At 52.4% G+C, this 485-nt stretch carries 1 protein-coding gene; it reads right to left on the reverse strand.

The features are described 5' to 3' along the window. Positions 1 to 259: 259 nt before the first annotated feature. A partial coding sequence (locus J4G38_RS28315; RefSeq protein ID WP_226164178.1) for a hypothetical protein occupies positions 260 to 485 on the reverse strand: 226 nt, incomplete at its 5' end.

The raw sequence follows: 485 nt of genomic DNA on the forward strand, positions 1-485 counted from the left end.
TGAGTTTTGCATCCGTCCTGTCAACGCTGTGATTGACACGATCCAGCCCCTGTTCGGCGCCTCTCGGATCGATGCCCAGCGCGATTAAAAGCTTGTCAACAAATACTGCCATGCTGTGCTTCCCTCTCTGCGGCCCTTTGGATTGCCCACTGGTTATAGCTGTCTACCCGGATGCATTCAAGCATCAGGAATACATCCTCATAGTCATAAACCGTTTGCAATTCCGCCAAAGTCGCGTAATGGTTGATTATCAACGGGCTTATGAGCGGGGATATATTTTCGGTTTCTGCGGCTCTGAACCCTCTCGGGGCTGGCGGCTCGTAGAGGCTGAGGCCGCGCCAGGTACGAAAAAATCCAGGTGCAGCTTCACTATCTCCTTCTGCAGGTTAAACAGCGTGCGCACATCCTCAATCTTCGCGTCAATCACATCAGGCGTCAGCGCGAAATAGGCATTCCCCACCTTCTGCTCAACACAGGTATAGAGT

The sequence above is a fragment of the Hymenobacter terricola genome, from assembly GCF_017921975.2.
Lineage (GTDB): Bacteria > Bacteroidota > Bacteroidia > Cytophagales > Hymenobacteraceae > Hymenobacter > Hymenobacter terricola.